Raw genomic sequence first — 23,511 nt, 5'->3', positions numbered from 1 at the left:
AAGGGCTTCCTCCTATTTTAAATCCCATTCATTGACATTGTTGAACATCCCTAATCGCAGAGGTTTACCGACAAGAATCTTCCGAGAAACGGCTGCGATTTTCTTCTCCGTATAGAGACTTAGGTGAGGAAGATCGGTATGATGGATTTCCTGCAATTGATCGTAGATAAGCTTTCTTTTAGCGGGATCTGTCTCCGATTCGCCAAGGGTGATTAATTCATCTGCTTGCGGATTTTTGTAGCGCGTATAGTTATTGGCGCTGTCGCTTTTTAAGTTCGAGAAGTAAGAGCTCGGGTCGATAAAGAAGCTTGTATTGTAAATCGCGATATCATAGTCAAATTTACGTACCTTGGCGATCAAGGAAGGATAGTCGTATTTCTCCGCTTGCACCTTGAAGCCGGCTTTCTCCAGATTTTCCACCACTAACTCCGAAGCGTGCTCACGGATGGCGTTGCCGGTAGGGATCAAAACCCGGAGGGGTTTGTTGACATCCCAATTCGCTTCCTTCAACAAAGCTTTTGCCTTGTCTGGTTGATAGGTAAACAGCTGTATATTTTTGTTGTAATTCGGATGATTGCCTGGAATGGGGCCATCAACAACACTGCCTTGTCCTTTCAGCAGTTGGCTGACGATAAGCTCTCGATTGAGCGCGTACGGGATAGCCTGCCTAACTTTCAGAGGCACGGTTTCAGTGTTGAAAAAAGCAACAAGCGGCTCAGCGGATTCGGAAACGGATACGTCAAAATTAGGCAAAGCTTTCACTTTCTCCAGCTCCGTGATAGGAATCGTGCCAAATGGCAAAGTATTCATATGCAGCTCGCCCGTCTGCAACTGCGGCAATATCGTTTCAGCCGCAACATCTTTAAAAAATATTTTGTCGAGCTTAGGCACGCCGCGATAGTAGGAAGTGTTCTTCGCTACCTCAACGTAAGCGCCTTTGACAAACTTGACGAATTTGAACGGGCCGATCGTCACTTCAGGATTTTGAAAGTAAGGGTGAGCATTGATTTGTTCCATGGGCACATCCTTCAAAATATGCTTGGGGATGAAGTAGATCTTGTTGGCAAAGCGCTCCTGCAGTACGGTCAAAGCGATCGGCTGCTTCGTTTTGAGCTCGAAGGTCGTACTGTCAATGACTTTAATTCCGCTGATCGCAGATTTGTCCGAATCCAGTTTCCCAGCCGCATTCAGGCCTTCAATAAAGCTGAAGTTAAAGGTTGTATCTACCTTTGCATTCAGGGCTGTTTGCAAGGTGAACGCAACATCGTCCGCCGTAAATGGCTGACCATCGTTCCATTTGGCAGCAGGGTCCAGCTTGAAAATAAATGTCTGATTATCTTTGGTTTCAATGGATTTGGCCAGCTTTGGTACAAATTCGAGGTTATCATTCAGATCGTACAAAGGGTCGTTAAAGAGACTGATGACAATCGTTGATGCCCCACTGCCCTGATTATTAATGGGGCTTACCGTTAGCGTTGGACTAAAGGTTGGAATATAAACAATTTTTTGGCCTTCTGAACTTGTGCCTGTACGCTGCGGAGAGGTCTCGCTCGTTGTCGTTCCAGTGGTCTGCGAGCTGCAGGCTGCAAGAATGAGCAGCAGTGTTGCGAATAGGAAAAGCACAGTATTGCGGTGTGTACGTTGAATTGACAACATATATCCCTCCACATATTTGAACAGCGGCTGTTCGTTGCAGCCGTTTTTCTTTATTATGATTATCCGTTCTATTCCAATTGAAATAGTGGGTTAATCATTTCCCAAAGTATAGAGAACTCTATTTTCAATATCCAATATCAAATTCCTAATGATTTATATTGTTCTAAACCTAATAATCTTTCAGGGTAATACCAAATTCTGGATAGAAAACTTCTATTAGACAGTTATAAATATGCAGTGGTAAATTAAGGTACATAATTCATAGTTAGTTTATAGGATTAATAAAATATGAGGAGGTTCATTCGAATGAAATATGTTTATCGCAACATCCTGCTGTATGTACTGCTTGCACTTATGCTGGTGATCTCGGCTTGCGGCACTTCCGGGCCAACACCATCGCCATCAGCATCGTCAGCTCCTGCAACGACAACGAAAGCATCCGATGCCCCTCAGTCCCAAGGAGAGAAAGCCGTCTATGTGGGCATCGTCAATGCACCGATTACGGTAAATCAGATCAATGACCAAGGCGATTCCGCTTCGGATAACGTCATCGCGCTCATTAATGATTCATTGCTCGATCTGAATGAAAAGTTCGAATTCCTGCCCAAGTTGGCGAAATCCGTAGAAACGAAGGACAATCAAACGTTTACGGTTAAATTGGACCCCGCAGCCAAATGGAATGATGGGAAGCCATTCACAACGGCCGATGTGGCCTTTACCTTGCAAACCGCTTTGCATCCAAAAGTGGAAACGAATTTCAAATTGAACTTTATTGAAGGCGTGAACGAAGCGGGGAAGCTTGCAGAAGGAAAAACAGAAATTAGCGGGCTGAAGATCATCGACGAGAAGACATTTGAAGTGAAAACGAAGACACCGATTGATCCCCTCATTTTCAAAGAGCGTTTCGGCACCAAAGTGTTCTTCCTGCCTCAGCATATTCTGAAAGATGTGGCGTCAGAGCAGTTGGCTACTCACCCCTACTTCCAGAAGCCTGATGTGACCATAGGCGCGTTCAAGTTCGCTAACTTTGCGAAGGGCCAATATGTTGAAGTTGCCAAAAACACGAACTATTATCGCGATGTCGCCAAACTTGACAAAATTTTCATCAAAGTTCTGCCGGCGACCAATCTGGTTGCCCAACTGCAAACGGGTGAAATTCAGTTGAATTCCGTGCCCGTTGGACTTATCCCGATTACCGATTATGAGAAAGTGAAAGGTTTCTCTAATGTGGAGCTGGTATCCGGCAACCCTTCTGTCCCACCGGAGATTTTTTTTAACACAGAAAAAATTAGCGACCCAAAGGTTCGCCAGGCCATTGCCTATGCCCTCAACCGGAATCTGATTGTTGATCAGCTGCTCAAAGGGCAAGGGGAAATTATTGATGGCGGCATTCCGAGCTACCACCCTTACTACAATAAAGACATTCCGAAATACACGTATGATCCGGACAAAGCGAAGAAGCTGCTTCAAGAAGCAAAATGGGACACAAATAAGCCGATTCAATTCCTTATCCCTGTCGGCAACAAAATTCGAGAACAAGCAGCCGATATTCTGGTGCAAAATTTAACGGCTATTGGACTGAAAGTGGACGTCCAGAAATTTGATTTCGCAACATTGATTCAGAAGGTACGCAAAGGCGAATACGATATCACTATTTTTACGCGTGATTTCTATATCGAGCCAAGCTCTTACTTTACCGGGTTCAAAAGCGACAATGCGAGCAATATTACGAAGTACAAAAGCCCGATTGCCGATGAATTGATTACGAAGGGAGAGACGGAGTCAGATCCGGCGAAGCGCAAGGATATTTATAATAAGCTGCAGGATACGCTGCATCAGGATTTGCCGTCGATTGCTGTTTATTCGGAGAAACGGCTGCTGGCGGTAACGAAAAACGTGATCGTAGGCAAACCGCTGGATATCGGAATGTTTAACAATGTGAATCAATGGGATTTGAAGAAATAAGATTTCGGAGGTGATTGTCGATGGGAAAGAAGCAATTGGTCGATTGGCTGGATGAAAATAAGAAGACGTTCGAGGATCAGGCTTTGCAAATTTGGAACCGTCCAGAGGTCGCTTATACGGAGTCATTTGCTTCCAAGCTGCAAATCTCCGTCCTGCAGGAGGCTGGCTTTACTGCCGTTTCGGGTGTTGGCGACGTGCCGACAGCCTTCGTTGCCGAATATGGCTACGGCTCACCCATCATTGGCATTCTGGGCGAATTCGACGCTTTACCTGGACTGTCCCAGAAGGTCAGCTCTGTTCGCGAGCCGCTTATTGTCAATGGACCAGGTCACGGATGCGGTCATAACCTTCTCGGGACTGCAGGCGTGGAGGCCGTGATCGCTCTCAAGGAGCGACTTGTCCAAGAGAAATTGAAAGGGACCATTCGCTATTACGGTTGTCCGGCGGAAGAAGTGCTCTCCGGAAAGACGTTCATGGCACGTGCCGGTGTATTCGATGATCTGGATGCGGCATTAACCTGGCATCCCGGTCATTCGAACACGCCGTGGAACATTCCGAGCTCGGCGCTTACATCGGTTGAATTTTTCTTCAAAGGCAGGGCCGCTCATGCTGGCGCTGCCCCTCATTTAGGGCGGAGCGCGCTGGATGCCGTTGAATTGACGAACATTGGGGCGAATTATTTGCGGGAACACGTCATTGACGGCTCTCGTATTCATTACACCATTACGAATGGCGGTGAAGCGCCTAATATCGTTCCAGATAAGGCGAGTGTTTGGTACTACCTGCGTGGAGCGAATCGAGCTCATGTTGATGAATTGCTTGAGCGGCAGATCAAGATTGCTCAAGGCGCTGCCCTTATGACTGAAACGGAAGTCACGTGGGAGATTAAAGCCGGCGCCTATGATCTTAATGTGAATGAAACCTTGAATGATCTGCTGTTTAACCAGAAAGATGAAGCGGGGCCACTTCTGTTCACAGAGGAAGATTTGGCGTTTGCGGGTGCATTGGCTGCAACACTGGAGCCTTCTTTGCAGCAATACGCCAAGAAGCGGCAGAAGGATCTGGGCTTGGCAGAAGATGACCTGCTGCCTGCGACATTCGTTAATTATAAGCCAACAGGCCCAATTACCGGCGGGGGCTCTACGGATGTGGGCGATGTATCTTGGATTGCTCCCACCGGTCAAATCATGACAACTTGCGCCCCGTTTGGTGTTCAGGTGCATACTTGGCAGGCGACGGCTGCCTTCGGTTCATCGATCGGATTGAAGGGCATGCATCATGCCGCCAAGCTGCTGGCACTATCCACCTATGAGCTGCTGACGGATGGAGGGAACTTGCTAAGTTTGGCTCAAGCTGAGTTTCAAAAAAAGACACAAGGGAAGCCGTACCTGCCAGCTATTCCTGTTGAGGTCAAAGCGCCAGTTCTCGTTTGAGTCTGCTTGCTGGCGGGCAGTGTCGATGCGCTACTACATAAGAAAAGACGGTGTGGAAGATGACGTATTTGCTGGAAATTGACCGGCTCCAGACGGTCTTTCGGACGGGACAGGAAGAAGTAATATCGGTCGATGAAATCAGCTTCAAGCTTAAAGCCGGCGAAACCATTGGGATTGTTGGAGAATCGGGCTGCGGGAAAAGTGTAACTTCGTTATCTGTGATGGGTCTTCTAGGTCAAAATGGGCGAATTAAGCAAGGAGAGATTCGCTTCGAAGGCTCCAACTTGGTCGCCTGGTCAGAATCCGAGCTGCGGCGCTTGCGGGGCAAGGATATTGCCATGATTTTTCAGGAGCCGATGAGTTCATTGAATCCTGTTCTGACCATTGGAAACCAACTGGTAGAAATGATTCGGCAGCATACCAGCCTCTCGCGTAAAGAAGCGAAGGCATACGCGATCCAAATGCTTCGCAAAGTCGGCCTGCCCCGTGCTGAAGATGTCATGGAAGTATACCCGCATACACTGTCAGGCGGTATGCGTCAACGGATTATGATTGCGATGGCTTTATCCTGTAAGCCCAAGCTGCTTATTGCGGATGAGCCAACGACTGCGCTAGATGTGACGATTCAAGCGCAAATTCTGGAACTTATGAAGGAGCTTCGCGAGGAAAGCGGCGCTGCGATTATGCTCATTACCCACGATTTGGGTGTCGTAGCGGAAATGGCGGACAAAGTGGTTGTTATGTATGCAGGCCAAATTGTAGAGGAAGCGGATGTGTTCACACTGTTTCGGGAACCGCAGCATCCCTATACGAAGGGACTGCTAAACTCCATCCCACGAGTGGAAGGAGAGGGGGAACGGCTCACAGCCATTCCGGGCACGGTGCCCTCCCTTCAGCGCATGCCAGCAGGCTGCCGGTTTCATACACGCTGCACGCTGGCAACCGAGCGATGTCAACAGCAGCAGCCTGACCTGCAAGCAGTAGGTTATGAGCATCTTGTGAGATGCTGGGTCGCTCAGGAGCAGGCTGCGGTTCAACCCCTCATTCCCCATCCACAGGAGGTCGGCGTATGACAACGAATACCCCCTTGCTGCAAATTGATCGGCTAAAGACGTACTATCCAATAAAAAAAGGTGTTTTATCCCGGACAGTGGGACACGTCAGAGCCGTTGACGATGTAAGTCTTGCGATTTACGAAGGGGAAACGGTTGGACTCGTTGGTGAATCGGGCTGCGGCAAATCAACGATCGGTCGCTCGATTGTACGGCTGGAAAACCCGTTCGAGGGCCGTATCCTTTTTCAAAACGAGGATATTACACATCGTTCACAAAGAGAATTAAAACCGATTCGTACTCGTCTGCAAATCATTTTTCAAGACCCGTATTCCTCACTGAATCCCCGTCAAAGAATCAATGACATCTTGGCTGAGCCACTCATTGTTCATCGTTTGGTAGACAGACAACAGGTGCAGGGAGAGGTAGATCGGCTGCTTGATTTGGTTGGCTTGCCGCGTGCCTACAAGCAAAGATATCCGCATGAGTTTTCCGGCGGCCAACGCCAACGGATTGGGATTGCCCGAGCGATCTCGTTTCAGCCCAAGCTGGTTGTATGTGACGAGCCGGTATCGGCGCTTGATGTATCGATTCAGGCGCAAATTCTGAATCTGCTCGCGGATTTGCAAAAAGAGCTGAAGCTGACCTACTTATTCATTGCTCATGGCATCGGAGCCGTTCAATATATCAGCACACGGGTTGCCGTCATGTATTTAGGCAAAATTGTGGAAATTGGACGTAAGGAGGAATTGTTCCAACGTCCTAAGCATCCGTACACCCAGATTCTGCTGAATGCCTATCCGGCGCCTGACCCTACCTTGCGGTCGAATAAGCGGCTAATCATTCAAGGGGACGTGCCCAGTCCGGCTAATCCTCCGGCAGGCTGCCGGTTTCATACACGCTGCCCCTACGTCCAGCAGCTTTGTCGGCACGAAGAACCGCCGCTTACAGCTGGAGAGCACGCGGTTGCTTGCCATTTTCCAATAAATTAGAAAATCTTCGGAGGGGATGTACGATCCTTCATTACATCATACGTCGTGTCCTTATCGCCATACCAGTCTTGTTTGGCATCACGGTCATTAACTTTTTCATTATTAAACTAGCGCCAGGAAACCCAGTGGATATGTTCATCGATCCGAATACGCCGAAGGAATTGCTGGAAATGAGGAAAAATCTACTTGGACTTAATGATCCCTTGTTGCTGCAATACGTCAAGTGGCTTTTCAATTTACTTCAAGGTCAACTTGGTTATTCGTTCAGTTCCTATGCTCCGGTTACCAAAATGATTGGCCAATGCATCGGTCCTACTTTACTGCTGTCATCTAGCGCACTGTTGTTTGCCATTCTTATTGCGCTGCCGATTGGCATTGTGAGCGCTGTGAAACAAAATACGAAATTCGATTACTTGATGACTGGCCTATCTTTTATCGGAACGTCTATTCCGCAGTTTTTTCTGGGGCTTGGTCTCATTTATATTGTGGCGGTTCAGCTCAAATGGCTGCCGACGGGCGGGATGACCACCCTTGGAGGTACAGGCGGCGTTTGGGACTATGTCCGTCATCTAATTCTCCCTGTTTTCGTGCTGGGTATTGTTATCGCGGGCAAAAAGGTGAGATACGTAAGAGCCAGTATGCTCGATGTGATGAAGCAAGATTATTTGCGCACAGCGATTTCCAAAGGGCTTCATCCGTTCTGGGTGACGAACAAGCATGCACTGCGCAATGCGCTGCTCCCGATTATTACGGTGATTGCGATGGAAATCCCGCTGCTGCTTGGAGGGAGCATCCTGATTGAACAGATTTTTCAGTGGCCTGGGATTGGCCAGCTGACCATGCAATCGATTCTCTCCCGCGATTATCCGACGCTGATGGGCTTGAATCTTGTGGCAGCCTTGATCGTGCTGGGGACGAATTTGTTAGCGGATCTGCTGTATTCAGCTGCGGACCCTAGAATTAATTACAACTAATTCGGAGGTAATTGTATGGCCTTATCGGAGTATCAACTGAAAGAGGGTCTCTTACAACCGGTCATCACCGCGTATATAGCAGATGAGCAAGCTGCGGACAGCGCGCTGCGGCAGTTCTGGCTCCGCTTTACTAGACACAAGCTAGCGGTAGCCGGGCTGTTCGTTACTCTGTTGCTCATAGCTGTTGCTTTGTCAGCTCCACTGATCTCTCCGCATGATCCCAAAGAGGTGACAGCGATCTTCTCCGCGAAGCCATCGGCGGTGCATTGGCTGGGTACGGATCAGGTCGGCCGAGATGTGGTGAGTCGTCTCATCTATGCGACAAGAGTTTCTCTGATCGTTGGGTTTGTCACGGTCTCCCTATACGTGACCTTCGGTACGTTAGTAGGCATCGTATCCGCTTATTTTGGCGGCTGGTTGGATATGGCTGTCATGCGGATAACGGACATGTTCATGGCCTTTCCTTTTCTGATGGTTACCTTGGTCATCATTAGCGTGCTGGGATCGAATATGACCACGATCATCCTGGTCTTAGCCTTGTTCTCATGGCCGGGCGTCGCGCGGCTGGTTAGAGGAAGCGTGCTGTCGATTAAACAGCTCGATTATGTGAAGGCTGGCGTAGCGCTCGGACTGAGCACGCCGCGTATTTTATTTCAGCATATTTTGCCTAATGCGATCGGTCCAATTATTGTCAATGCCACGTTTGGCATTGCCTCGGCGATTATGAGCGAAGCAGGGCTCAGCTTCCTCGGCATGGGTGTCAAGCCTCCGACTGCTAGCTGGGGCAATATGCTGACAGATGCACAGTCCCTGACGGTGCTGACAGACCAGCCTTGGCTTTGGGTTCCGCCTGGAGCGATGATTTTATTAACTGTGCTTGCGATTAATTTCGTAGGAGACGGCTTGCGTGACGCTCTGGATGCCAAACAATAAGCAAGAAGAGGGGATTCGTTTGAAACCTGTTATCGGTATAACAAGCACGATTGTCAAACTCCATGAATACAGCGAAGGTGTCTACGTTCACAAAGACTATCATCGAAGTATTGAGGCGAGTGGAGGACTTCCGATTGTTCTGCCTCTAACCTCATTTGAAACTTATAAACAGCTTGTCGAGCTATGTGATGGTATTCTCTTCACGGGAGGTGAGGATGTTGACCCTGCCAATTATGGAGAATGTCCTGTTGCTGAGCTTGGGGTTACATTTGCGGAACGTGACCAGATTGAATTGGAAGCTATACGTTATACATTAGCAGCGGATAAGCCGATCTTGGCCATCTGCCGAGGCATGCAGGTGCTGAACGTTGCCCGCGGGGGAACGCTTTATCAGGATTTGCCTAGTCAATACGCGCCAACCCTTGCGCATGTTCAACACGGTATTCCAAGAAATAAGGATTCTCATGAGGTTCATCTTGCAGCGAATAGCTATTTGGAGCGAATGTTTGGACGAAATCGTGTTCGTGTTAACAGTCTCCATCATCAGTCGATTCGTACGATCGGCTCCGATTTGATTGTGACTGCGAATTCTCCAGATGGTGTGGTTGAGGGCGTAGAAGATCCGAACCTAGCATTTGCCATTGGCGTACAGTGGCACCCGGAATCACTATTTGAAGACGATAGATGGACGAAGCGGCTTTTCGAGGAATTTATTGCTCAAAGCACAAAATGGGCAGTGGCGAAGTCAGCACTGGTGTAATCGTTAAAGAAGAGGCTGCCCCCATAAGGTTGAAATACCTTGAGGGCAGCCTCCTGTGTTCCTATGTGATGGGGAACTCTTTAATCAATGATTTGCAGAATATCATCAACTTCTTTGCGTGCTAGCTTGCCTGGACGCTCCTTGGGATGGCCCAAGGCAATAACCATATTGATTTGACATTCTTCTGGAATGTCCAGGTAGGCACGAATCTGATCTTGAGCAAGCAGCACAGGACCTGTCATAGGGCACGTTGCCAAGCCTCTGGCATGAGCAGCAAGCATCAGGTTCTGGGAAGCGAGGCAAGAGCTCTTGATGCCTTCCTCCGCCCACACATGCTCTTCAACAAGTTGAATCGGATCGAAAATGCGATCACGGAACTTGGATTCGTAGGGGGTAGCCAAACAAATAATTAACACAGGAGCATCCGAGAACGCAGTTGCGTAAGGGCCGAAAGATTTCACCAGCAAGCGAGCTTCCCGGGAAAGTCCGTTCTGCTCAGCAGCAGCAGCGCGAGCGTGGAGCTGCTCCCACGTAAGTTGTTCAATGTGTTTAATTTTTTCTGTATTTCGAATGGCAATGAATTTCCAGGTTTGGGAGTTCGTATCGCTTGGCGCATATCTGGCGCAGTCGATAATTTCACGAATATCCTCCATAGAGACGGCCTGCTCTGTAAAGTTTCGAACACTACGTCGTTCTAATACAATTGTTTTGAAATCATTATAATTCATTGAAACGGTTACCTGCCTTTGCAAATCAATTTGTCCATAGCGGTTGTATTTTATTACTTGGTACTAAGACTTAATGCATATTATATGCCAGTTTACTATTGCAGCACAACCGTATCGCCTTCATTTAACCCTTTTAGGACTTCGGTTTTCTCAGGTGTTTCCAGCCCGATCTCAATTTCACGCCGCTCAGCGCCTTGCGCAGTCTGCAGCATAACGTAATAAACTTCTTTCTCGTGCATCACAGCTAAAGTTGGAACGACGACGGTGCTTGCTTTCTTTTCGGTTTCTATGGTTCCTGTCAGGCTTAGGCCAGCAATCAACTGATCGTCAGGCTCCAAAGAAATGGTGACCTCGAATTGTGCGGAGCCCGTTCCTTGGTCTGTTCCTGATTTGGCAAACTTCGATACTTTCTCAACCTTGCCTTGAAGCTTTTTCTGTTTCAGGGCTTCAACTTTGACTTGTACGAGCATACCCGGCTTAATACGGAAAACATCGAATTCCCCGACGGTGCAGACCAATTGCAGCTTCGTCAAATCAACGATTTTCCCTATTCGGGCACTTTCTTCGACGGATTTAGGAATTTTGGCTGAATCCTCGAATAAGAAAATGCCACTATCAGGAGCATTGAACACAGCTTGTTCTACTTTTTCTTGTTTTTTTGCCAATTGCAGCTGAAGCGAGGTATCGTTCACCTCATTGAGCTGCTGTTGAATCTTGCGTCCCTCGGCTGTGGCAAAGCGCCCTCTGGCCTCATCTTCGTTCACGGTCCCGGAAGCGACGCTGCCCGCATCCCCTTGGGGTCCGGCAGCTTTGAAATTAGCGAGATCAGCCTCCAGTTGTTGTTTCTTCAGTGTCGACTGAAGGTTGGCGATTTCGCCGCGCAGCGGGGAGCCGTCGAGTTCAAATATCAACTGTCCTTTTGCAACCTGAGCACCGTCAGTGACGTTCCACGCTTTGATTTCGCCGGTGAAAGGGGCGTAAATACGAGTCTCCTTCGCATAGGAGGATTTCCCTTTGACTTCAATGCTATTAACTAGATCTTCTTTTGTGATTTTGAATTGCAAAGCCTTGGCAGAAGCAGAGTCTGCTTGATTGGCGTTTTTGGACTTTGGGTGGCTGGATACGTATAAGAAGCTGCTGATCCCGCAGATAATGATTGCTGTAAGAATAAGCACCCAAGTTTTCTTTTTCCTCATGCTGGCAATCTCCTATTCTCGTTTAATGGCCGTTAACGCATCTGTTCGGGAAGCTTTTACTGCTGGATATAAGCCCGATAGAACGCCTGTCATAATCGCAAAGAACATGCCGACAGGAAGAATCCAGAAGCTGATAAATAAGATTTCGGGGGAATCGCCTCGACCATCGGAGCCGAAGCGGATAATGATTAAGTTAATTCCCCATATGACCCAATAGGAGAGTAGAATACCTACAAACCCACCCAGCATGCCGAGAAGGGATGATTCCACAATAAACATATTGCGGATTTGTTTTAAATTGGCCCCAAGTACTTTCATGATCCCAATCTGTCTGCGCCTCTGATGAGTGGACATCGTCATTGCAACCACAATGGAGATGGAAGCTACGAAAAGAACAAACAGACCAACGCCGGTAAGCAGCAGCCGAACAATGGCGAATTCGCCTTTCATCCGATCTTCTTGATATAAATTCGTCTGTGTCGTAAGCCGGAGCTTCTTGATCCATTCATCGACTTGCTTCACATTGCTGCTGCTATCGACTTTGACTTTGACTTCGGAGTAGCGGGGCTGTCCATTCGTTGAAGCTTTGTTGAGAGACTCCAGAATAGTAAGACCTGTTTGAGGCGACACATAGGCCGTTTTGTTTCCTTGCAGCATATTTTCCGGCATTCCCTCCGGCTTCTTAAGTACGGCTGTGACACGAAGAGTTATCTCTTTAGGCTGAGTCGCACTGGCACCCGCTGGATTCGCAGACTGCTCCTGATAGTTATTGGCTTTTAGGAGGATTTGCTTCTGGTATAAGGCATAAGGGAGAACGTCCATTTGACGGAAGATTTCGTCCTGTTCCTTGCTCGGATTTTGCTGCATTAGTTTGTTGCGTGCTTCCAACGTTTTTATATCCATGAGACCAAGCGTTGCTCCATAATTGAACACGATTAGGTTGTTTTGGCTGCTGGCGCCGCCTTGTTGAAACTTAGCGTCGAAATCTTCAAGTGTATCCAGTTCGGTAGCGTAGAGATGAAGATAGCTTTGCTTGCCGTCATCGACCGTGAAGTTGAACTGACCCAGATCCTGGAAGCTGGCGACCGATTTAACATGCGGTAATGTACGTATAAGATCGAGTTTGCTTGTCGTTAATTTGGCCGGATTGTTCGGATCATTGCTTTGATCGACGACAGTAATCTCATCTGTTTTGAGATAGAAGCTTAATTGCTTTTGACTGTAGTGTTGAATGGATTCTCCAAAACCGAGGGCAACCATGATGGAAGCCGAGCCAATGGCGATGCCGACGGTGCAAAGCGCCGTTACAACCTTGCGCCGCTGCAGCTGGTCCCAGCCAAGACGAAGATAATCTCTGAGCTTCACCCGGTTTCACCTGCCTGATCGTTGTCTTCAAGCAAATAGCCATCGCGAAGCTGCAAAATACGTTCTGTTCGACTGGCAACCTCATGTTCATGTGTCACAATAACAAAGGTAATACCAGAGTTTTTATTCAGGTCAATCAAGAGATCAATGATCTCTTTCTCTGTTTTTGTATCCAGATTTCCAGTAGGCTCATCGGCGAAAACAATGGCAGGATTCGTAATGAGCGAACGGGCAATACTGACCCGCTGCTGTTGCCCCCCCGAAAGTTGAGAGGGAAACATCTCGGCTTTGTCGCCAATGCCAACCTTATGCAGAAGAGCTAACGCTTTTTGCTTGCGTTCTTGGCTTGCAACGCTTTGGAAGACAAGCGGGAGTTCAACATTCTCGCGAACGGTTAAATGTTGAATTAATTCATAAGATTGGAAAATAAAACCGATATGTGTCCGCCGAAATTCCGCTAAGCGGTTTTCGTTCATTTTATCAATCGCTTGTCCAGCAATTAAAATACTGCCCTTTGTCGGCTTCATTAAACCCGCCATTAGATTCAGCAGCGTAGATTTCCCGGAGCCTGAGCTGCCGAGCAGAGCAACCATCTCTCCTTGCTCTACCCGGAAATTAAGCTCATGAAGAACGGGGGTTTCGTCTAGTCCTGTACGGAAACTGTGAGATAACCTTTCAATGGTTAACACGTAACCAGTCCCTTCTTTTTACAAATTCATTACCTGCCGAGCATACTTTCATTGTTCTGAAACAGATGTGTTCCAAGAAAACCAATCGCTGCTACGATCGACAAACATGCGGCAATGGCATAGACAGTGCTTCCGCCTGCGGCATCAAAGATCCAGCCGCCCAATGTCCCGCTGATCAAGCCGGCAACACTCGACCAGGCCACAGCGAAAATGGCTTGCCCGGAAGACCGGTATTCATCGGGAATAAGTTGACTTATGTAACGATTTGCCGTGAATAGGAAAATACCAAACGTCAAGCTGTGCAGCATTTGAATCCAAATGACCCAGGATGGATCATGAATCGAGCTCATAATGAAAAAACGAACGGCATAGATGATTCCGGCAAAGGCTAGTAAAGGCAGCTCCTTAAAGCGGTGTCCATACTTGCTGAGAAAAAAGAAAACTGGAATTTCACTGAGCGCTGATGTCATCCAAGCATAGCCGATGAGGGAATCTGAAGCGCCGAGCTGCCTCATATACAGGGCAAGGAAGCCGTCATTGAAACGATGGGAAACGGACATGATGACAATAAGCACAAGGAACCACAGAAATTTCTTGGAACGCAGAATGCTCAGCATACCGCCGAAGGCCATCTTTTTGCCGCCTTGACGGGCATCCTTCAGCAGGAAAACAATGACTAGAGTACAGACGATGGTAAATAAGCATAGAATAGGCGTGAGCCCTGTACCATAATGTCTAAGAAGCAAGCCAAAGCCTCCGGCAGAAACAGCAAAGCCGATCGAGCCGTAGACTCGAAAGGAAGCATAGCTTTTGCCACTCGTCCGTATACTCAGCATTAATTGGCTGTCATTTAATGAATTTACCGGTTGTTGGAAGAAGAAAAACGCAGCCAAACAAACGTACAGCAACGAGAACCATCCTGCCGTAAATACAAGAATGGACGTTACCAATTGTCCCAGTATAAGAATAATCATGATTTTCTTTATCGTCTGGAAACGATCGCTGAGGAAACCCCACAATAAATTAGTCGCAATCCCGATAAGGGGGCCAATCGCATACAGCAAGCCGATTTGAAGCTTGGAATACCCTTTGTAATCAAAGTACAATGGAAAGAAAGTAACGACAATGCCCATCGTCATAAAAAAAGAAAATGTGAACAATCGGAGCAGGGAATCATCTGACTTCATATTAATAGACGTACGCATAGGTGATCATCACTCGATTTCCTTACAAATTTTTTGTAGAAAGACTTGGCTGATTGTTTTCGGCGGTGCGTTTGAGCACATAAACCACGACAATAAGCTCTGCTAAAGTGCCTACAGATTGAGCCAAAGCGCCAATCATGCCATTCCAGCCCGGCGCGAGCGAAATGGAAATAAAGAGAGTTAAGATCGTAATGATAGCATTTGCTGATTGTGAGAAAACCATGATTTTTGTTTGACCACGCAGCATAATAATGCCATTCATATAATCTAGCCACGGAAATACAATTGTCATGATCATAAAAATACGCATCGCATGAAGACTAGCTTGCCTTAGTTCGGCATTGACGCCCATCACATGGGTCATAAACCAAGGGCCAAGAGGTGTATAGGCCAGAATGGCGATGAGAGTCCCTGGAATGAAGCTAAGCAAAAGAATGAAACGAAACACAGTGTTCGCATCTTTGCGATAGAAGTTCAGCACAATTTGATGTATGTAAGAAAAGAAGCTCAGAACTAACTGGGTCAAAGACCCTGCAATGGCGAAAGCGGAAATCGCCAAATGGATGTGTGTCGTTTTTCCTAAAATCGCATTAATGGCTGGACCGATGACAACAGCGATCACGGAAGAATATAAGAGAGGCTTATAGAAGCTGAAAATTTGTTTTTTGGTCTCGATCGGATGACCAGGCGCCTTCTCCGGAATCACCTTGCGTAGTAGACTGGTTCCCTCCCATATCGCTACAAGAGCTTCAATGACCATACCTACCAGAAAAATAATAGCTCCTACACGTCCACTAGATACGTTGTTCGTTGTAATAAAGTACAGCGATAATAAATACATCACAAGTATGCGTACGCACATCCCGATGGTCAGCCATTTCGTTCGCATATTAAAAATAATAATGCCATGAAATAAACAGCGTAATCCGGAGAAAATGCTCACATACATGAGGATTCGATACACACTTAGCGTAGTGGCTAGCAATTCGCGTTCAACGCCAAAGAAATATAGAAAAACCCATTCTCCGACAGGTGTGTAGCATAGTATAAGACCAAGAAGAATGATACACGCGAATACATAAGAGCTGACTGCAGCCATGGCTCGGAAAGAGATTCGGTCTCTAACGAGGGCGGAACAAGCTTGTCTAAGCAGGACAACCGGTTTCTCTGTAAGACCCAGCAGACTTAGAGGGAGTGCGTAGCTGGCAATGACCATTTCGGAGTTATCCGCCCGGGCCAAGGTGCTATTAATAATAACGTGTGAGAGGGTAACTAATGTAGCTGAAAGTCCGAGGGGTAGAAAAAAGGAGATGAGCTGTTTCCATGAGATGTTTTCTTTGCGTGTCGAAGCAATCATCTAAATCTCTCCTAACTAAAGTTCCCGTCTAAAACATTATTTTAGTATACCAGAAAATGAAATCAGGTTGACATACAATTTTAACTGGAAACCAAGGGTTTGAAGTGATACATTTAAAGGTAGAATGTTTCTTGAAATTGTTGCAACTGGTTTGTACAGCAAGGAGGTAATACAGAGTAATGAGTAATTATTTTCACTATGTTGAAAGATTGGGCATTGAGATTCCCGTGCTGGATGTCGATTGGGAAGCTTATCCGTCCGAGGTGCGCGTTGAAATTTTGCTGCGTTGGGAACAAATTCGCGGTGCGATCCCTGACCGTATCATGAAGCTGGAAGCTTCGATTATTTACAAACAAAATCAGCTGGACAGAGAAGACGATTTTCCAATTTCATGCCGTTTGAATTCCGAAATCGCTGATTTGGCTTCTATCATAAATGATCTTCACCTTTGGTTCCGTGTGAATCAGGACTTGGAATCGAAGACCCACCATTAATGGTTGTTAATGAAAGGGAGAGTGACTGGCATGCATAGCAATAAAGAGGGAGCCACTTGGCTGGAAGCTATTGCGAAGCCGCTCTTGGAGCATCTGCCCGCCTTATATCCGATTGAAGAATGGGATGTAGCCATGGATGCGAACATAGAAGCGCTGGTACCAAGCACGCTTACGTTAGGCAATCCGGAGCAGGAAACATATGGCCTGGCCATCAAAGCTGGTCTCTATCTGCTTAATGAGAGTTTGGATAAATCGCATGATATTGCCCAGGAAATTACGAATGCGACAGGCAGCTATTGGCATGCTTTGATGCATCGTATGGAGGGTGATTATAGCAATTCCAAATATTGGTTTAATGATGTGGGTCATCATCCTATTTTTTCAAGCTTAATTGGTTGTGTGAGAGAGTATTTAAACGTAAAAGATTTAGCGGATTTAGACAATGATGCGCTTCGTCAGAAGCTTGAGGTTTTGATTACTTCTCCTGTGTGGAATCCATGTGTTTTCATTGACGTGGTTGAGCTGCAGGTGTCCTTAGTTCAGAATCCGATCGTCGATGGCTGGTTACGGCATATTCAGCGCTATGAGATGCAGCTTCTGCTGCAGTATTGTTATGAACAAAGTTGTGGAGGAAGTCTGCTTGAAGCAATTGGACAAAAGTAGCTCAATGGTTCCCCAAGGTCCACTTCGTTTGATGCTCAGGGTTTATCGCTACATCTTACCGGATGTCGGCGAGCAGCTAGCCATATGGAAAGCGAAAGCGACGAATATTCCGGATGTTGAGCTGCGTACGCAAGCTCTGGCCAGTATCGCGACGAAACAATTTCATTGTCAGGGTGGCGCTGTCTATGCGGCAGCTAACTTGTCGATGCGTCACATTCTAATTCCACTCATTGTTGCTTTTCAAACCATTAGCGACTATTTGGATAATCTGTGTGATCGCAGCACGTCACTGGATCCCTTGGATTTTCGGCAGCTCCACCAGTCGATGCTGGATGCCGTGGATCCGGCTAAGCCATTGAATGATTATTATGCCTACCGACAAGAGAAAGAGGATGGGGACTATTTAAAGGACTTGGTCCAAAAGTGTCAATCCTGTATAGAAACCTTGCCGACCTATGGTAAAGTTGCTGATCAGGTGCGAGAATTTGTTGCGCTATACTGCGATTTGCAAGTGTACAAGCATATTCGCAAAGACAAGCGTGAGCAGGAGCTGCACCAGTGGTGGGACCAACACCAGCATCAGTATCGACAGATTTCATGGAATGAGTTTGCGGCTGCTACGGGTTCGACGTTAGGCATGTTTATGCTGTTTCTTGCAGCTTGTGATCCTCATTTGAGTGAGAAACAGGTGGAATCCATTCGAGAGGCTTATTTCCCTTACGTCTGCGGCTTGCACATTCTGCTTGATTATCTCATTGATCAGGAAGAAGATATTGTTGGTGGAGATCTGAACTTTTGCACGTATTATTCATCCATGGATGTAACTGTGGAAAGAATTGCTTTTATTGTGCAGGAGGCTCGCAGTAAAATTTTGTTCTTGGAACATCCGCGATTTCATCGTATGATAATCGAAGGTTTGCTTGCGCTGTATTTATCTGATCCTAAGGTGAAGGGACAGCAGCAAGTGAAGAATGTATCGAGGCGTCTTATGAAAAATAGTCCATTAACAAGGTTATTTTTCTGGCTAAATAGCATGTTTATCCGCACAACATCATGAATGTCATGCAGAAGAATTTGAAGGAGGAAAAAGAAATGTCAGCAGTAAAGTCAATAGCAGTGTTAACAAGCGGAGGAGACTCTCAAGGGATGAATGCGGCCGTGCGCGCGGTTGTAAGAAGCGCATTATTCCATGGCCTTGAAGTGTATGCCGTGCAGCGGGGATACCATGGTTTAATTAACGATGATATTCGCCAAATGGATTTGCGCAGCGTAGGCGATATTATTCAACGTGGGGGTACCATCCTGCAAACAGCGCGCTGCAAAGAGTTTTTGACACCGGAAGGCCAGCAAATCGCCGCCCAGAATTTGCGAAATCGCGGAATTGACGGGTTGGTCGTTATCGGTGGAGACGGTTCTTATCAAGGTGCAAACAAGTTAAGCAAATTAGGAATCAAAACGATGGGGCTGCCGGGCACGATTGACAATGACATCCCTTTCACTGATTTCACGATCGGTTTTGACACCGCAGTAAGCGTTGTTGTGGATGCGATCAATAAGCTGCGTGATACGATGACTTCTCATGAGCGCTCATCTGTCGTAGAAGTCATGGGACGTCACTGCGGAGAAATTGCGCTTTATGCTGGACTAGCCAGTGGCGCAGAAACGATTATTGTTCCAGAGGTTGAAGTTGATCTTCATGAAGTGGCAAACCGAATGAAAGATAACTTCGCCCATGGCAAACGTCACAGTATCATTCTGGTTGCTGAAGGAGCAGGTACGGGCGATGGCATTGCGAAGACAATTACTGAGGTTGTCGGAATCGAGCCGCGTGTAACGGTGCTTGGCCATATTCAACGTGGCGGAGCGCCAACGCATAATGACCGGATTTTAGCTAGCCGACTTGGTGATTTTGCAGTGCGCAGACTGATAGAAGGCGACTCCTCCAAAGCATGTGGCGTGATCAAAGGAGAGCTGGTAGCAACGGATATTGATCTAGTTGTCAACACGAAGCGTGCCTTTAACATGGAGCTGTACGAATTGGCAAGCCGTTTATCCCAGTAAGCGGGAACGCAGACATCCGTCTATTGACCGGGAACTGAACTTCGACTATAATAACGAACAACGTACAAATCGACATTATGTCAGTGAAGAGCATCCAACTCGGAGACGTTTGTGATCGGAAAGGCCAACCTGCTTGGCCATTCTCTAAATAGACCGGCACCGCCCGTTATCGCGGAACCAAGCGGATGAAGATGATTTTGTCTTCATCAAGTTGGGTGGCACCGCGAGCAGAACGCTCCTCGTCCCAATCGGACAAGGGCGTTTTTTGTCTTTTTCTCATACTCGAAAAAGGAAGCGGTGGCTCATATGTTGGATATCAAATGGATTCGCAAACATCAGGAAGAAGTGAAAGAAGCAGCAGTAAACAAAGGGGTGGATTGCCCTCTGGATGAGCTGCTTCAGGTGGATGAAAAGAAACGGCTGCTGCTGCAGCAAGTGGATCAGCAGCGAACAGATCGCAATCGAGTTTCGGCTCAGATTGCACAGCTGATTGCGCAGAAGAAATGGGAAGAAGCCGAAGTTTTGAAGGAAGAAGTTCGGAGGCATAACCAGCAATTACTGCTGGATGAAGAAGAGTTAGGGAAGCTGGAAGAACGGTTTAAGTGGCTTATGCTCACAGTCCCTAATTTGGCATCGCCGGAAACACCGATTGGCGCTACGGATCAAGAGAATGTCGTTCTCAAAGTCGTCGGCGCGCCAACCGAGTTCGAGTTCGAGGCAAGAGATCATATGCAGATCGGTGAAGATCTCGATTTGTTTGATTTTCCGCGAGGCGTCAAGGTTGCAGGAAGCCGGAATTATTATCTCAGAGGGTTCGGTCTTCATCTGCACAGAGCTGTTCAGCAGCTTGCGATTGATCTCCTGAATGATCGTGGATTTACCGTGATGGATGTTCCCTTGATGGTCCGGGAAGAGACATTGATCCATGCGGCCTTTTTCCCAGCGGGTAAAGATCAGACCTATGAATTGCCAGATGATAAATGGTTGGTGGGCACTTCAGAAGGTCCTTTGGTTTCGTATTATGCCGGTGAGATCGTTGAACTATCGCAGGGGCCTATTCGGCTAGCAGCGGTATCGAACTGCTTCCGCAAAGAAGCGGGTTCGGCGGGAAGAGATGTGCGAGGCTTATACCGTGTTCATCAATTTGCCAAGGTAGAGCAGGTCATCTTGTGTGAAAGCGACCTAGATGCAGCGGAGCGCCTGTTAAATCAAATTACTCGAAACGCAGAAGACATTCTTGAAATGCTAGAGCTGCCATATCGCGTAGTTGCCGTATGTACAGGAGATATGGGAGCAAAAAATTATAAGCAGTTTGACATCGAAACCTGGATGCCTAGCCGCCAAGCTTACGGAGAAACGCACTCGTCGTCGAGCCTGCTGGACTTTCAAGCGCGCCGCAGCGGCTTGCGTTACCGCGATCAGAACGGTGAATTGCGCTATTGCTATACCCTTAACAATACAGCCGTTGCTACTCCGCGAATTCTCATTCCACTGCTTGAGAATCATCAACAAGCGGATGGCTCGATTTATATACCCAAGGCGCTGAGACCTTATATGAGAGGACTTTCGGCGATCCCTGTGAAATGAGAAAACACCTTATCCCTGTCTGTATACAGCTGGGATAAGGTGTTTTTGCCTGTTAGTAGCCTTCGTTCAGATTCACGACATTGATCATCTCGCCGCCATCCAGAAAAGCTCTTAAATTATGGTAGAAGATCGAAGAGACACGCTCGGTATAGTGAGCAGAAGCTCCGGCAATATGCGGGGTAAGGATAACATTGTCCAACTGCCATAATGGAGAAGCTGCGGGCAGGGGCTCCTGCTCAAACACATCAAGAGCTGCACCGGCTAACTTGCCTTCTTGAAGTGCCGTGATTAAGGCCGCTTCATCAATGACATCGCCGCGGGCCAAATTGATTAGCAGTGCGCTCGGTTTCATGAGGGCGAGATGTTCTTTCGTGATAAATCCGCGTGTTTTGGCGGTGCTTGGCAGCAAAAGAACGATGAAGTCACTTTGGGAGAGGAGTGCGTTCAGACCTTCCTCGCCACTAACGGTAGAATCAAAGGATGGTTGAGGATCTCCCGAACGATTAAGCCCGATGACTTTCATATCGAAGGCTTTGGCCTTGCGAGCAACAGCATCGCCAATGGCGCCTGCGCCGATGATACCCAGCGTTTTGCCATGCAATTCGCCAACTTGGACCTCATGGTTCCATATTTTATTTAGCTTTTGCTCATGAAGCAGGTTCGCTTTGCGGACCCACTGGAGCATTAAGCTTAATGTGAACTCGCTCATCTGGATCGTGTGGACCCCGCGTGCATTCGTCAAGGGAATATCGCGTTCTGCCAATTCTTGAAGAGGAAGCTTATCGACGCCAGCGGATAAAGTTTGCATCCATTTCAGCTTGGAAGCCAGTTTCATGATATCTGGATTGATGCGTCCCGCCGTAACAATGACGTCCGCTTCAGCGACTTGTTCTTCCGCGCCTTTTGAGGATTGAAACCAATGAAACTGACAGCGATCCTTCAAGTCTTGCGGCATTTGTTCTTGCATGACTGTCAAATCCATACCGGTGATGGCAACAATATTCATTTCAGCTTCAACTCCTGTAAGTTTGATAGGTACCGTATCTACGCAAAGCCATTGCATTAACATAACGCTTGTTCCCTATGATAAATCAAAACGAAAAGGAAAGTAAAATCGTCCATAAAATCACAACACCCTGAAGGCTTTTAAAGCCCTCAGGGTGTTTGCATTTGCATGCATAGCTTAGTAATTCACATTAGGTGTATAGTTATTGTTGGCATTCCATAGCAAGTATTCTTCAATGCCATTTTCTTTCAAGGCCCGAATCTGCTCTTCAATTTCATGTTTACCGTACTTAATGTAACCAGGTATCCAGGAAGCCGTGAAATCTTGGATCCATGGCCGAACGATAGGCTTCCAGCCCTTTTTATCAATGGCTTCCAATTTCTTGTTGGTATCCTTGGAGGCGCCGTTGATTGTGGCAAATGGGGCAGCATCCGGCACCTTGGAGCCGAACCAGCCTGTGCTGTAATGACTCGGATAAATCATCGGGGCAATGACGTCGACATTTTGCGAGATTTTCTCAAAATCCTGTCCAATCCCCTCAGCGGCCGGAACCGAAGCGGCATACCCGAAGATATCAACGGAAACGCGAGCCCCTAGAGGTTCGATTTGCTCCTTGGCATATTTGACGAAGGAGGCAACGGCATCGATACGAGAGCGCTCATCTTTGGTATATTTAAGTGTGTCAGCTCTTTTCTCGAAACCTTCCGGGAATCGGACATAGTCGAATTGAATTTCTTTAAACCCAGCTTTGATGGCTTCTTTCGCAACAGCGATATTGTAATCCCAAACTTCCTTGTTATAAGGATTAACGAAGCTATCCGGCGGGTTTTTGCCATTGCCCCAGAGCGTGCCGTCAGGGTTGACGAAGGACCACTCCGGTTTCTTCTTGGCAAGTATCGTGTCTTTGAAAACGACGATACGAGCAATCGGATAAATCTTATGCTCATTCAGTGTGTTCATTAAACCCGGCATATCGCCAATAATTTTCTGTGTAGTTCCCATGGCATCCAAGTCCGCATTGCCTGTTTCCCAAGTAATGTAGCCCCAATCATCCTTGACGTCGATGACCATTGAATTCAATTCGGTGTCATCCATCAGTTTCACTAGGGTGTTGAGACGAGCACCTCCGGCACTGTGAGCAGTTGAGTAAATGCCTTTAACTTTGGGAGCATCCTTCTGTGGATCCTGTTTGTTGAGCGGATCAAGTGGACTAGACCCTGGTGTAGGCTGTACGACAGCTACAGCGTTCTTGGCATTCAAGGAAGCTTGAACTAGCTGTTCAAAATTGGCATCAGGGTTAGCGGCCGTGACATTGCCCCAAATAAGGGCGAGTGAAGCTAGTAAAATTTCCATGATGTATAAGTCCTCTCCTATCTTGTACTTCTTTTATTATAA

At 47.2% G+C, this 23,511-nt stretch carries 21 protein-coding genes; 12 read left to right on the top strand and 9 right to left on the bottom strand.

All coding sequences use genetic code 11. The features are described 5' to 3' along the window. Nucleotides 1–12: 12 nt before the first annotated feature. Nucleotides 13–1,656 carry an ABC transporter substrate-binding protein gene (locus tag HQN90_RS18580; RefSeq protein ID WP_216855370.1) on the bottom strand — a complete coding sequence of 548 codons (1,644 nt, stop codon included), beginning with the start codon at nucleotides 1,654–1,656 and terminating at the stop codon, nucleotides 13–15. Between the two features lie 306 nt (nucleotides 1,657–1,962). Between HQN90_RS18580 and HQN90_RS18575 the strand changes: the two genes are divergently transcribed. Genes HQN90_RS18575 through HQN90_RS18545 form a run of 7 tightly spaced genes read left to right on the top strand, consistent with a single transcriptional unit; the run spans nucleotide 1,963 to nucleotide 9,765 of the window. Beyond that, nucleotides 1,963–3,621, top strand: coding sequence for an ABC transporter substrate-binding protein (locus tag HQN90_RS18575; RefSeq protein WP_173221391.1), 1,659 nt, complete (start codon nucleotides 1,963–1,965; stop codon nucleotides 3,619–3,621). Nucleotides 3,622–3,641: 20 nt separating this feature from the next. After that, nucleotides 3,642–5,054 (top strand): amidohydrolase, encoded by a 1,413-nt coding sequence (locus tag HQN90_RS18570; RefSeq protein ID WP_173221389.1) that lies wholly within the window; start codon nucleotides 3,642–3,644, stop codon nucleotides 5,052–5,054. A gap of 59 nt (nucleotides 5,055–5,113) precedes the next feature. Further along, the gene (locus tag HQN90_RS18565) at nucleotides 5,114–6,127 is read left to right on the top strand and encodes an ABC transporter ATP-binding protein (protein ID WP_173221387.1); all 1,014 of its coding nucleotides are present in this window, start codon (nucleotides 5,114–5,116) and stop codon (nucleotides 6,125–6,127) included. Next, entirely contained in the window at nucleotides 6,124–7,098 is a 975-nt protein-coding gene (locus tag HQN90_RS18560; protein ID WP_173221385.1) for an ABC transporter ATP-binding protein, read from the top strand. Before HQN90_RS18565 ends, HQN90_RS18560 begins: the two co-directional genes overlap by 4 nt. A 23-nt stretch (nucleotides 7,099–7,121) precedes the next feature. Continuing rightward, the gene (locus HQN90_RS18555; protein ID WP_173221556.1) at nucleotides 7,122–8,072 is read left to right on the top strand and encodes an ABC transporter permease subunit; all 951 of its coding nucleotides are present in this window, start codon (nucleotides 7,122–7,124) and stop codon (nucleotides 8,070–8,072) included. Between the two features lie 15 nt (nucleotides 8,073–8,087). Further along, a complete protein-coding gene (opp4C, locus tag HQN90_RS18550) occupies nucleotides 8,088–9,005 on the top strand; it encodes an oligopeptide ABC transporter permease (protein WP_173221383.1) in 918 nt (305 codons plus the stop codon). After that, the gene (locus HQN90_RS18545; RefSeq protein WP_338042350.1) at nucleotides 8,980–9,765 is read left to right on the top strand and encodes a gamma-glutamyl-gamma-aminobutyrate hydrolase family protein; all 786 of its coding nucleotides are present in this window, start codon (nucleotides 8,980–8,982) and stop codon (nucleotides 9,763–9,765) included. Before opp4C ends, HQN90_RS18545 begins: the two co-directional genes overlap by 26 nt. A gap of 80 nt (nucleotides 9,766–9,845) precedes the next feature. On the opposite strand, the gene HQN90_RS18540 is transcribed toward HQN90_RS18545, so the two are convergent. The 6 genes from HQN90_RS18540 to HQN90_RS18515 form a co-directional block, all read right to left on the bottom strand. Continuing rightward, nucleotides 9,846–10,493, bottom strand: a complete 648-nt coding sequence (locus HQN90_RS18540; protein ID WP_173221381.1) for a nitroreductase family protein — start codon at nucleotides 10,491–10,493, stop codon at nucleotides 9,846–9,848. 95 nt (nucleotides 10,494–10,588) lie between these two features. Next, entirely contained in the window at nucleotides 10,589–11,689 is a 1,101-nt protein-coding gene (locus HQN90_RS18535; RefSeq protein ID WP_173221379.1) for an efflux RND transporter periplasmic adaptor subunit, read from the bottom strand. A gap of 12 nt (nucleotides 11,690–11,701) precedes the next feature. Beyond that, nucleotides 11,702–13,054 carry an FtsX-like permease family protein gene (locus HQN90_RS18530; protein ID WP_173221377.1) on the bottom strand — a complete coding sequence of 451 codons (1,353 nt, stop codon included), beginning with the start codon at nucleotides 13,052–13,054 and terminating at the stop codon, nucleotides 11,702–11,704. Then, nucleotides 13,051–13,743, bottom strand: a complete 693-nt coding sequence (locus tag HQN90_RS18525) for an ATP-binding cassette domain-containing protein (protein WP_173221375.1) — start codon at nucleotides 13,741–13,743, stop codon at nucleotides 13,051–13,053. Before HQN90_RS18525 ends, HQN90_RS18530 begins: the two co-directional genes overlap by 4 nt. A gap of 29 nt (nucleotides 13,744–13,772) precedes the next feature. After that, complete coding sequence (locus HQN90_RS18520; RefSeq protein ID WP_246362601.1) at nucleotides 13,773–14,948, bottom strand: MFS transporter; 1,176 nt, start codon at nucleotides 14,946–14,948, stop codon at nucleotides 13,773–13,775. A gap of 22 nt (nucleotides 14,949–14,970) precedes the next feature. Continuing rightward, a complete protein-coding gene (locus tag HQN90_RS18515) occupies nucleotides 14,971–16,305 on the bottom strand; it encodes a multi antimicrobial extrusion protein MatE (protein ID WP_173221373.1) in 1,335 nt (444 codons plus the stop codon). A gap of 179 nt (nucleotides 16,306–16,484) precedes the next feature. Here HQN90_RS18515 and HQN90_RS18510 point away from each other — a divergent pair, with 179 nt between their 5' ends. The 5 genes from HQN90_RS18510 to serS all read left to right on the top strand — a co-directional run bounded on the left by HQN90_RS18510 (nucleotide 16,485) and on the right by serS (nucleotide 21,110). Beyond that, nucleotides 16,485–16,799, top strand: coding sequence for a hypothetical protein (locus tag HQN90_RS18510; protein WP_173221371.1), 315 nt, complete (start codon nucleotides 16,485–16,487; stop codon nucleotides 16,797–16,799). 30 nt (nucleotides 16,800–16,829) lie between these two features. Beyond that, nucleotides 16,830–17,462, top strand: coding sequence for a hypothetical protein (locus tag HQN90_RS18505; RefSeq protein ID WP_173221369.1), 633 nt, complete (start codon nucleotides 16,830–16,832; stop codon nucleotides 17,460–17,462). A 31-nt stretch (nucleotides 17,463–17,493) separates the two neighbouring features. Further along, nucleotides 17,494–18,519 (top strand): tetraprenyl-beta-curcumene synthase family protein, encoded by a 1,026-nt coding sequence (locus HQN90_RS18500; protein ID WP_173221550.1) that lies wholly within the window; start codon nucleotides 17,494–17,496, stop codon nucleotides 18,517–18,519. 35 nt (nucleotides 18,520–18,554) lie between these two features. Next, a complete protein-coding gene (gene pfkA, locus HQN90_RS18495) occupies nucleotides 18,555–19,523 on the top strand; it encodes a 6-phosphofructokinase (RefSeq protein ID WP_173221367.1) in 969 nt (322 codons plus the stop codon). A 306-nt stretch (nucleotides 19,524–19,829) separates the two neighbouring features. Continuing rightward, entirely contained in the window at nucleotides 19,830–21,110 is a 1,281-nt protein-coding gene (gene serS / locus HQN90_RS18490; protein WP_173221365.1) for a serine--tRNA ligase, read from the top strand. Between the two features lie 52 nt (nucleotides 21,111–21,162). Here serS and HQN90_RS18485 read toward each other — a convergent pair whose 3' ends face one another. After that, nucleotides 21,163–22,179, bottom strand: a complete 1,017-nt coding sequence (locus tag HQN90_RS18485) for a D-2-hydroxyacid dehydrogenase (protein ID WP_246362599.1) — start codon at nucleotides 22,177–22,179, stop codon at nucleotides 21,163–21,165. Nucleotides 22,180–22,293: 114 nt separating this feature from the next. Next, nucleotides 22,294–23,469 carry a putative glycoside hydrolase gene (locus HQN90_RS18480; protein ID WP_173221363.1) on the bottom strand — a complete coding sequence of 392 codons (1,176 nt, stop codon included), beginning with the start codon at nucleotides 23,467–23,469 and terminating at the stop codon, nucleotides 22,294–22,296. Nucleotides 23,470–23,511: the final 42 nt, after the last annotated feature.

Source organism: Paenibacillus alba, from assembly GCF_013204855.1.
GTDB classification, from domain to species: domain Bacteria; phylum Bacillota; class Bacilli; order Paenibacillales; family NBRC-103111; genus Paenibacillus_E; species Paenibacillus_E alba.
This window is presented reverse-complemented; position numbering and strand designations above follow the sequence as displayed.

Bases quoted from the DNA above. Each gene is read 5' to 3' on its own strand.
- HQN90_RS18485 (WP_246362599.1), bottom strand. From the start codon at position 22,179: ATGTTAATGCAATGGCTTTGCGTAGATACGGTACCTATCAAACTTACA.
- HQN90_RS18520 (WP_246362601.1), bottom strand. From the start codon at position 14,948: ATGCGTACGTCTATTAATATGAAGTCAGATGATTCCCTGCTCCGATTG.
- HQN90_RS18510 (WP_173221371.1), top strand. From the start codon at position 16,485: ATGAGTAATTATTTTCACTATGTTGAAAGATTGGGCATTGAGATTCCC.
- serS (WP_173221365.1), top strand. From the start codon at position 19,830: ATGTTGGATATCAAATGGATTCGCAAACATCAGGAAGAAGTGAAAGAA.
- HQN90_RS18535 (WP_173221379.1), bottom strand. From the start codon at position 11,689: ATGAGGAAAAAGAAAACTTGGGTGCTTATTCTTACAGCAATCATTATC.
- pfkA (WP_173221367.1), top strand. From the start codon at position 18,555: ATGTCAGCAGTAAAGTCAATAGCAGTGTTAACAAGCGGAGGAGACTCT.
- HQN90_RS18540 (WP_173221381.1), bottom strand. From the start codon at position 10,493: ATGAATTATAATGATTTCAAAACAATTGTATTAGAACGACGTAGTGTT.
- HQN90_RS18515 (WP_173221373.1), bottom strand. From the start codon at position 16,305: ATGATTGCTTCGACACGCAAAGAAAACATCTCATGGAAACAGCTCATC.
- HQN90_RS18570 (WP_173221389.1), top strand. From the start codon at position 3,642: ATGGGAAAGAAGCAATTGGTCGATTGGCTGGATGAAAATAAGAAGACG.
- HQN90_RS18505 (WP_173221369.1), top strand. From the start codon at position 16,830: ATGCATAGCAATAAAGAGGGAGCCACTTGGCTGGAAGCTATTGCGAAG.
- HQN90_RS18480 (WP_173221363.1), bottom strand. From the start codon at position 23,469: ATGGAAATTTTACTAGCTTCACTCGCCCTTATTTGGGGCAATGTCACG.
- HQN90_RS18500 (WP_173221550.1), top strand. From the start codon at position 17,494: ATGCTCAGGGTTTATCGCTACATCTTACCGGATGTCGGCGAGCAGCTA.
- opp4C (WP_173221383.1), top strand. From the start codon at position 8,088: ATGGCCTTATCGGAGTATCAACTGAAAGAGGGTCTCTTACAACCGGTC.
- HQN90_RS18580 (WP_216855370.1), bottom strand. From the start codon at position 1,656: ATGTTGTCAATTCAACGTACACACCGCAATACTGTGCTTTTCCTATTC.
- HQN90_RS18560 (WP_173221385.1), top strand. From the start codon at position 6,124: ATGACAACGAATACCCCCTTGCTGCAAATTGATCGGCTAAAGACGTAC.
- HQN90_RS18565 (WP_173221387.1), top strand. From the start codon at position 5,114: ATGACGTATTTGCTGGAAATTGACCGGCTCCAGACGGTCTTTCGGACG.
- HQN90_RS18575 (WP_173221391.1), top strand. From the start codon at position 1,963: ATGAAATATGTTTATCGCAACATCCTGCTGTATGTACTGCTTGCACTT.